Here is an 8,432-nt window from a genome sequence, read left to right as displayed (position 1 = left end):
TCTGCTTGTTTTAGAATGTTGACGATCTGGTTGTCGCTAAAGCGGGTCTTTTTCATAAGAATCTCCTGCTGGTAGTTTAGCAGCTACTCTCTATTTCTAGGTGTTCTTATTTTTAGGGGGGATTACCTCATCATCACTGGTGGCAACGTTGATCTTGATAAATTGCCTTGGAACTAATGACTTAAAACTGGTTACCTATAACTAGGCGCTTAGAACTAAATATTAGGCATCAATAACTAAGCATCATTTGTACGAAAATTAAGCGTTAACTCAGCGTAAATAATGCGCAAGTTTAAACGGCTTTTTATAACACTAACTAACCACATGGAAGAATTAAAATGATTACTGAAGAATTAGAAGTAGGTTACAACGTACCCGCCGCTGTTGGTATGGACGAAGCTGACATTCAAACCCCTTGTTTGATCTTAGATCTTGACGCCCTTGAGCGTAACGTCAAAAAAATGGGTGATTATGCTAAAGCCCATAATATGCGTCACCGTAGCCACGGTAAAATGCACAAATCAGTTGATGTACAAAACTTGCAAGAAGATCTTGGCGGCGCGGTTGGTGTTTGCTGTCAAAAAGTCTCTGAAGCAGAAGTATTTGCACGTGGCGGCATCAAAGACATCTTGGTATCAAACCAAGTACGCGAGCCTGCTAAACTAAAGCGTTTGGCTAACTTACCTAAGTTGGGTGCAAAAATCACCGTTTGTGTCGATGACGTCGATAGTGCTGCTGAGTTATCAGCGGCGGCAACCGAAGCTGGTACTGAACTTAATTGCTATATCGAAATTGACTGTGGTGCGGGTCGTTGTGGTGTGACTACCACTGAAGCGGTTGTTGAAATCGCCAAAGCAATTGATGCTGCAGAAAACATCCATTTCACTGGTATCCAAGCTTATCAAGGTGCAATGCAGCACATGGATAGCTTTAGCGATCGTAAAGCTAAAACTCAAGTCGCTATCGATCAAGTACAACATGCTATCGATGCATTGACTGAAATCGGGCTTAAGCCAGAATTCGTTTCAGGCGGCGGTACGGGTAGTTATTACTTCGAAAGTAATTCAGGTGTGTTCAATGAATTACAGTGTGGCTCTTACGCATTTATGGACGCCGACTACGGCCGTATCTTAGATGAAGACGGCAACCGTATTGATGCTGGTGAGTGGGAAAACGCTTTATTTATCCTAACGTCTGTGATGAGCCATGCAAAACCTGACAAAGCGATTGTTGATGCCGGTCTAAAAGCGCAGTCAGTTGATAGTGGCCTACCGTTCATCTACGGTCGTGACGATGTTGAATATGTTAAGTGTTCAGACGAGCATGGCGTGGTCAGCGATCCGCATGGCGTACTCAAAGTAAATGAAAAGCTAAAACTGGTACCGGGTCATTGTGATCCTACCTGTAACGTTCATGATTTTTATATTGGTGTCCGTAACGGCAAAGTTGAAACCGTATGGCCAGTATCTGCACGCGGTAAAATGTACTAAGAGCAGCAAGCTTAATTAGTATCATTTTATCAGTTTAATTTAAAAGGGGCTGTTGTAGCTTTAGCCTACAACAGCCCCTTTTTCATTTAGGCGTTTTATAATAAAAAGGAATTTATCATGAGTGAAGAAAACAATAGTAATAATGCTAACAACGAAGGCTTATTGATCGTATCAGAAGCCGCTTGCAAATCAGTGATTGATCGCCCTTCTGCCTTTACCGCGGTTGAAAATGTTTTTGCAGCAATGTCACGCGGCGACGCTTATAACTTCCCTGTCATACGTGAAGCGATTGGCTATGCTGATGCGCTATACGGCTTTAAATCAGGTTTTGACCGCGCTGGTAAATCGCTAGGCCTAAAATCAGGAGGCTATTGGCCAGGCAATGCAGCTAAAGGCTTGACCAACCATCAATCAACGATTTTCTTATTCAATCCAGATAACGGTAAATTACGCGCGCTAGTTGGTGGTAACTACTTAACGGCCGTACGTACTGCCGCCGCATCGTCAGTATCAATCGCCCATCTGGCACGTAAAGACAGTAAAGTGCTTGGTATGGTTGGTGCAGGTCATCAGTCTACGTTTCAGCTGCGTGCCGCTCTTGAGCAACGTGACTTTAAAAAGATAGTTGCTTGGAATAAAGATGCTGATCGTCTAAGCAGTCTACAAGAAATCGCTGAAGAATTGGGCGTACCGTTTGAAGCCGTTGAGCGCGAACAGTTATGTGCAGAAGCAGATGTGATCATTACCATTACTTCAGCGTTTGAGCCGTTGCTTATGAAAGAGTGGATCAAACCCGGTACGCATATCGCCTGTATGGGCACAGATACCAAGGGTAAGCAAGAAGTTGATGCTGCCCTGATAGCATCTGCTACCGTATTCACTGATGAAATCGCACAATCGATTACCATTGGTGAAGCCCAGCATGCGATTAAGTCGGGTGCTATCAAAGAGAGTGATATCACGACGCTTGGTGATGTGATCAACGGTGAGCATCCGGGTCGTCGCTCAGATGATGAAATTACCATTTTTGATGGGACCGGTGTTGGCTTGCAAGATTTAGCGATCGCATCCGTTGCTGCTAAGCTTGCCGTTGAGAAAGGTGAAGCCCAGCATATATCGCTATAATTCTTGTTATAACTATTATTATAGTTAGTAGATAATCCAATGTATTTAAGAGCCGCCAAATAATGAATTTATTTGGCGGTTTTTTATGATGCTGATATAATATTAGAGTCATTTTTTGGATGATAGTTATTTATTATGGGTTGAAAATGCCGCTCTACATTGATGAAAGTCATTATTAAGATAGTTTTAATCCCTAATATTTTCCCTAAGGTTATGAGAACGGTGTATTTGATGACATGTCTTAGCAGAATTTGTTACCATGATCTTTTAGATTCTATAGTTTCGATAATTTCGATTTAGATAATTTCACCTAGTAGTTTTCATCTATTAGTTTCATTTAGGTAATACAGATATGGCCAAAAACGCCCTACAGGCTCAACTTTTAAAAGCTGGATTGGTTGATAGTAAAAAAGCCAATAAAATTAGCAAGCAGACGCAGCATGCTAAGCGTACTGGCGATGCATCAAATATTGAAGCAAAAAAGACCTTGGCAGACGCCCAAGCTAAAAAGATAGAAAAGGATCAAAAGCTTAATCAAGAAAAACAACAGGTTTTAGAAGATAAGATGCTAAGAGCCAATATTATTCAAATGATTAAGCAGCATCAACTGAGTGAGACAAGCGGCGACGTCAGCTATCAGTTTGTCGATGATGCTAAAGTTAAAAAAATCAATATCACTCAAAAACTATATGATCAAATCGTCGCAGGTCACGTGGTTATTGCCCGTTTAGACGATAGCTATGCCCTACTGCCTCGTCCATTAGCAGATCGTATCGACTCGAAGATGGAAGGCTTTATGGTGGTATCTAACGATACATCAAACGACGAGTTGGCAGAAGACGATCCTTATGCGGCCTATGTCATTCCAGATGATTTGATGTGGTAGTAGCTGGTTTTAAAAAAATATTACAAGCAACAAAAAGCCCTATTAATAATGAATAGGGCTTTTTATTGTTCAAAGAAATAAGCTGGTATCTAGAAATTATAAAATAAATAATTAAATAACCTTGGCGAGTTCCTCATGCTTTAAGCCAATCGTTCTAAGCTTGCCTTTATCATCCACTTCTTTAATCACCAATGACCATTCATCATTAATCGCCACCGTATCGCCCGATACTGGCTTTATATCCAAGTTATCGATGATATATTCAGCAACCGTTTGCTCCCACATACTTTTTGAGCTGTCTTCAGATTTTGACTTTAGCTTATCTACCAAAGATTCCGAAGTCATAATACCGGTAAAAAACGGTAAATCACCAAGCTTCACACTCGGTGACAGTAGCCAATCGCCATAAAAATCATCGATTGCTTTTAGGTCCAACGTCGTATCGTTAAATATTTTAGCAATTTGGCTGGCATGGTTACCGCGCATCGCATACCACACTCTATCCCCGCATTTAAGCTTGGTCGTTTCTTCGACCATCACAATATGTTGCCTACGCACTAAGGCAAAGATGCTGATTTCGTCAGGATTGACGCGATGAGAGATGCCCATCGGATGACGATCGATCGCAAATGCGCCGGTTTTTACTTCAAACTCATATAAGGTAATACTCGCTTTATCCGAGACCCAAACCTCATGTTCTTCTTCTGGGTCTTTATTGCTTGGAATACGCACTTTAAATAAATTTGCCATCACAGGAATGGTCGTGCCTTGCAAAATTAAAGACAAAACCACCACGCCAAAGGCAATATCAAATAACATGAAAGCGCCATCTATCCCCGCCATCACCGGTAAAATGGCAAGGGTAATCGGCACAGCGCCCCGCAGACCTACCCAAGAGATAAAGCCAATTTCTCTATCTTTAAACTTAAATGGCTTAACGCTAGTATAGACGGCGATAGGACGAGCAACCAAAATCATAAAGGCGGCTATCGCAACTGAGTAATACCAGACATTGATAACGTTCGATGGGGTCACCAATAAACCCAATACGACAAATAGCACTGCCTGTGATAACCAAGCAAAGCTATCCATTACTCGCATAACATGCTCAGTCGAGCGTACTTTATGGTTGCCAATCAGCACACCGGTGAGATAAATCGCCAAAAACCCACTGCCGCCGATAAGGTTAGTCGCGGCAAAGACTGCCAAGCCAGCAGACATGATTAAGATGGCATACATGCCTTCTGCTAACAGTATCTTGGGTAATAGTCTTGCTAATAAATAACCAAACAGCAAACCCATACCTAAGCCAAAACTTAATTGCTGTAATAATATTCCTAAAAATCCTAACACCGTTTGTCCAGCAGGATCAACATTTAAGGCAATCAATCCTGTCACTAACAATATAGCTAAAGGATCGTTAGCACCAGACTCTAGCTCCAATGTGGCTTGGACACGGTCGTTAAGTTTCACGCCACCATTACGCAGCAGTGAAAAAACCGCTGCCGCATCGGTCGAACCGACTATTGCTGCCATCAATAGCCCAAGTCGCCAATCGACATCGAGTAACCAAGTCACGAATACGCCCAGTATCATGACAGTGGCGAGGACACCCCAAGTAGCAAGGGTAACAGCTGGCTTTAGACCAACGCGAAATGATTTAAATGAGGTACGTAGTCCACCGTCTAGCAGGATACAGGCTAAAGCTGCCTGCCCTACAAAGTTGGCAAGTGCATACTGAGAGAACTCGATACCCAAAATACCTTCTTCGCCAGCTAGCATTCCAACCATTAAAAACAATAATAATAAAGGAACGCCCAAACGTGCTGATAATGTACTTGCCATAATACTGGCAAAAATTAATACTGCTCCTACGAAATAAAGGATATTTAAGGTATCCATCTTTTTTAAGCCCTATTTTAATCGTTATTTTATTCACTGTTATGACAGTATTGGCTTTACCCTCCTGCAGGTTGCAGCCCATATATATTAAAAATGATCAAGTGTACTCAAAGTATCAAAAAACTAAAACTATCCAAATCAAAAACCTGACTGTATTTTATAACATACAATCCGGCAGGCAGCCCTTATTAAACGGCGATATTGAGCAATTTGGTTAAAAAAATCTCATTTACAGGAAACTTACAGAGAAAACGCTTTTTATATTTAAAAAAAGCTCTACTTAGTAATGATACTAAGTAGAGCTTATGTTATTTATAAGCTTTTAGTGCTTAGGGCGTGTCCTCAATCTGATCATGAAACTTTAAATGGGCTAAAAATGGCTAAATATTTGCCAAACTGCGTCAAATAGCTGGTTCATATCTCGATATTAACTGCACTATTTTCCTTGTTTGGCTACAATTTATCTCATTTTTATCACCATTTTCAAAATGAGGACACGCCCTAATTTTAATGAATGAAATTTATCTATACATGCCAATTAACGCTATTTATACTACTTAGGCTATTTAGGTTTAAGCGCGGCGCAAATATCTGCAAGTAATGGCGGGATATCATGTTTATCAGCAATGACCTCTAACATCACCAGCTTGTCTTTGGTGGCAGCTGCTTGCTTGAGAGCTGCTTTTAATTCTCCAGCTGTTTCTACTTTTAGCAATAGGCTATTATCATCAGTAGCACCAAACGCTTTTGGCATCAGCTGCCAATCACATTTAGGAATATCATTATAGTACTGATTTTCACCGTGAATCGCGCGCTCAACGGTATAGCCATCATTATTGATCAATACAATCACAGGATTGATACGCTCTTGAATCATCACTGCAATTTCCTGAATGGTTAATAAAGCAGAGCCATCACCAATTAGTAATATACTACGCTTATGCGGTGAAGCAATGGCACCACCTAAGCTTGCTGGCAAGGTATAACCGATAGAGCCCCACATCGGCTGACCATAAGATGTCACGCCTTCTGGCAGACGCACATCGCTGATACCGAAATAAGCCGTACCTTGTTCAGAAAATACCAAATTTTTATCATCAAGCGCATCAGCAATGATATGCCATAAATCATCTTGACGGATAGGTTCATCATCCTTGCCATGTTGCTCATGCGGCTTTACTTCTTCACAGAACTGCTTGGCGACAATTTTGATACCTGAGGTCATCACTTGATGCAATACTTGTAACGCATCTTTTAAAGCGATAGGAGCAAAGTTTTTGCCTGCAATGCTTGCACGCTCATAATGCAGGTCAACCACCGCATTTTCATCAATATCTTGACTAAAACCTGCGGTGGTAGTATCAGTATATTGCACACCAATTTTTATCAAACATTCACAGTTTTCAACCATATCCTTAACCACAGGACGCGATGCGACGCCCGCATAAGTTCCCGCCCAACGCTCACTATTTTCATCAAGCAAGGTTTTGCCCCATGATAACGTCGTATAAGGAATATCAGTATCAGCGATTAAAGCCTTAAGCTGATTTTGTAGCCCCAAACGATGCACCATCAAATCTGCCATCAAGGTCGTGGTTTTATTCGGTAAAAACTCTATGAGCGCTTCCTTAAAGTCTGCCAGTGCCGCTTGGCTGGTGATATCCTCTTCACTATCGACAAGCTTGGTCGTCGGTGGATAAATAGGCATTTTTGCCACATCCGGTGATAGCATCAAATAACCTGGGCGATGCTTTTTCAGTATCAGACGAATCACACGGTCGATTTCAGACGCGGCATTATCAGGCGTAATTTGCGCACGTGCCACAGTCACAGGTTCTACCATTTTAATAAAATGATTAAACACACCGTCACCCAATGTATGATGGATACGACCTTTTGAATCTTGCAAAGCCGTACTAGGCGCACCAACGATATGCAGCACTGGCGCATACTCTGCAAAAGATCCTGCGGTCGCATTAATTGCGGACAACTCACCGACGCCAAAAGTGGTCACCATAGCGGCAAAGCCACGCTCTCGTGCATAGCCATCAGCTGCATAACCTGCATTTAGCTCATTGGTATTACCGACCCAGCGTAATTTATCAGAGACGAGAATATTATCCAAAAAGGTTAGATTAAAATCTCCGGGTACGCCAAATATCTCGGTTGCGCCCGCCTCTGCGACACGATCAAATAAATAATCGGCGATGGTATATTGCTTACTCATGTTGCTTATCCTTAAGACTTATCGTTATTAATAGTCATGGTTGTTGATACGGTTAAAATTAATTATAAAATGATATTCCAGCTTATTTATATAAAGCAAAGCTTTTGGAATGTATATTATAACAATCTGTTATATCATAGTTCTATACTGGAATAACATGCCTACTTTGCTAAATTTTACTTTCTTGCATTGAGACTGTTGACAGACTCAAAAAACTGCGTATAATACGCCATCATCATCTAGCAATAGTTAGTTGATAATTAGCGGGAATAGCTCAGTGGTAGAGCATAACCTTGCCAAGGTTGGGGTCGAGAGTTCGAATCTCTTTTCCCGCTCCAAATATTAAGAAAGCCTCACTTCACAGTGAGGCTTTTTTTTGTCTAATTTTCGGGGGTTGTAGAGAAATTCTCGAGATATATTTTTGAATATAGTTAAGCTTATCTACTCAGTCAAAAAGCTCATTTTCGGTGCGGTGCCCATTTGGTGCCCAAACCGTGCCCTGCCCTAAAACTGCGTATACGTATCTGACCACAACCTAGCCTTTTCTAGTCAAAAAGTCATCATGACACCTAACCTCGTGAATTTGGCACTATGCTGATTTTTGAACCCAACCTCAATTCAGCAAAAAACGTATTTTTTAGAGGCCTAAATTTTCCGAAATCTATTTCAGATTTATAACATTCAAAATTAATTGTCGCTTAAACGGTGATGACTACAACCTAATATTTAAAAGTAATTAGACCGAGTAAAATATGTATCGGCGCTAAGCTTAATGATTTTCAAGACACTTCGAACAACCATC

Annotated in this window: 5 protein-coding genes and 1 tRNA gene; 4 read left to right on the top strand and 2 right to left on the bottom strand. The window is 41.2% G+C overall.

What is annotated here, in order from left to right; translation table 11 throughout:
• Positions 1-338: 338 nt before the first annotated feature.
• The 3 genes from bhcC (at position 339) to WAZ74_RS11940 (ending at position 3,501) form a co-directional block, all read left to right on the top strand.
• Entirely contained in the window at positions 339-1,490 is a 1,152-nt protein-coding gene (bhcC, locus tag WAZ74_RS11950) for a 3-hydroxy-D-aspartate aldolase BhcC (protein ID WP_422308528.1), read from the top strand.
• Positions 1,491-1,607: 117 nt separating this feature from the next.
• Entirely contained in the window at positions 1,608-2,615 is a 1,008-nt protein-coding gene (gene bhcD, locus WAZ74_RS11945; RefSeq protein ID WP_422308527.1) for an iminosuccinate reductase BhcD, read from the top strand.
• Positions 2,616-2,967: 352 nt separating this feature from the next.
• Entirely contained in the window at positions 2,968-3,501 is a 534-nt protein-coding gene (locus tag WAZ74_RS11940; protein WP_422308526.1) for a DUF2058 domain-containing protein, read from the top strand.
• Positions 3,502-3,612: 111 nt separating this feature from the next.
• Here WAZ74_RS11940 and WAZ74_RS11935 read toward each other — a convergent pair whose 3' ends face one another.
• On the bottom strand, positions 3,613-5,403 hold the full coding sequence (locus tag WAZ74_RS11935; RefSeq protein WP_422308525.1) for a potassium/proton antiporter: 1,791 nt from the start codon (positions 5,401-5,403) through the stop codon (positions 3,613-3,615).
• Between the two features lie 562 nt (positions 5,404-5,965).
• A complete protein-coding gene (locus tag WAZ74_RS11930) occupies positions 5,966-7,630 on the bottom strand; it encodes an alpha-keto acid decarboxylase family protein (protein WP_422308524.1) in 1,665 nt (554 codons plus the stop codon).
• 263 nt (positions 7,631-7,893) lie between these two features.
• Here WAZ74_RS11930 and WAZ74_RS11925 point away from each other — a divergent pair.
• Positions 7,894-7,968: transfer RNA gene (locus WAZ74_RS11925), tRNA-Gly, on the top strand.
• Positions 7,969-8,432 lie beyond the last annotated feature (464 nt).

The organism is Psychrobacter sp. (assembly GCF_049295055.1).
Classification (GTDB): Bacteria; Pseudomonadota; Gammaproteobacteria; order Pseudomonadales; family Moraxellaceae; genus Psychrobacter.
The sequence above is the reverse complement of the archived record's forward strand: the minus strand, read 5'-3'. Positions and strand labels throughout refer to the sequence as shown.

Excerpts from the sequence above, each read along its gene's own strand:
- bhcC (WP_422308528.1), top strand. The coding sequence starts at position 339 with ATGATTACTGAAGAATTAGAAGTAGGTTACAACGTACCCGCCGCTGTT.
- bhcD (WP_422308527.1), top strand. The coding sequence starts at position 1,608 with ATGAGTGAAGAAAACAATAGTAATAATGCTAACAACGAAGGCTTATTG.
- WAZ74_RS11940 (WP_422308526.1), top strand. The coding sequence starts at position 2,968 with ATGGCCAAAAACGCCCTACAGGCTCAACTTTTAAAAGCTGGATTGGTT.
- WAZ74_RS11935 (WP_422308525.1), bottom strand. The coding sequence starts at position 5,403 with ATGGATACCTTAAATATCCTTTATTTCGTAGGAGCAGTATTAATTTTT.
- WAZ74_RS11930 (WP_422308524.1), bottom strand. The coding sequence starts at position 7,630 with ATGAGTAAGCAATATACCATCGCCGATTATTTATTTGATCGTGTCGCA.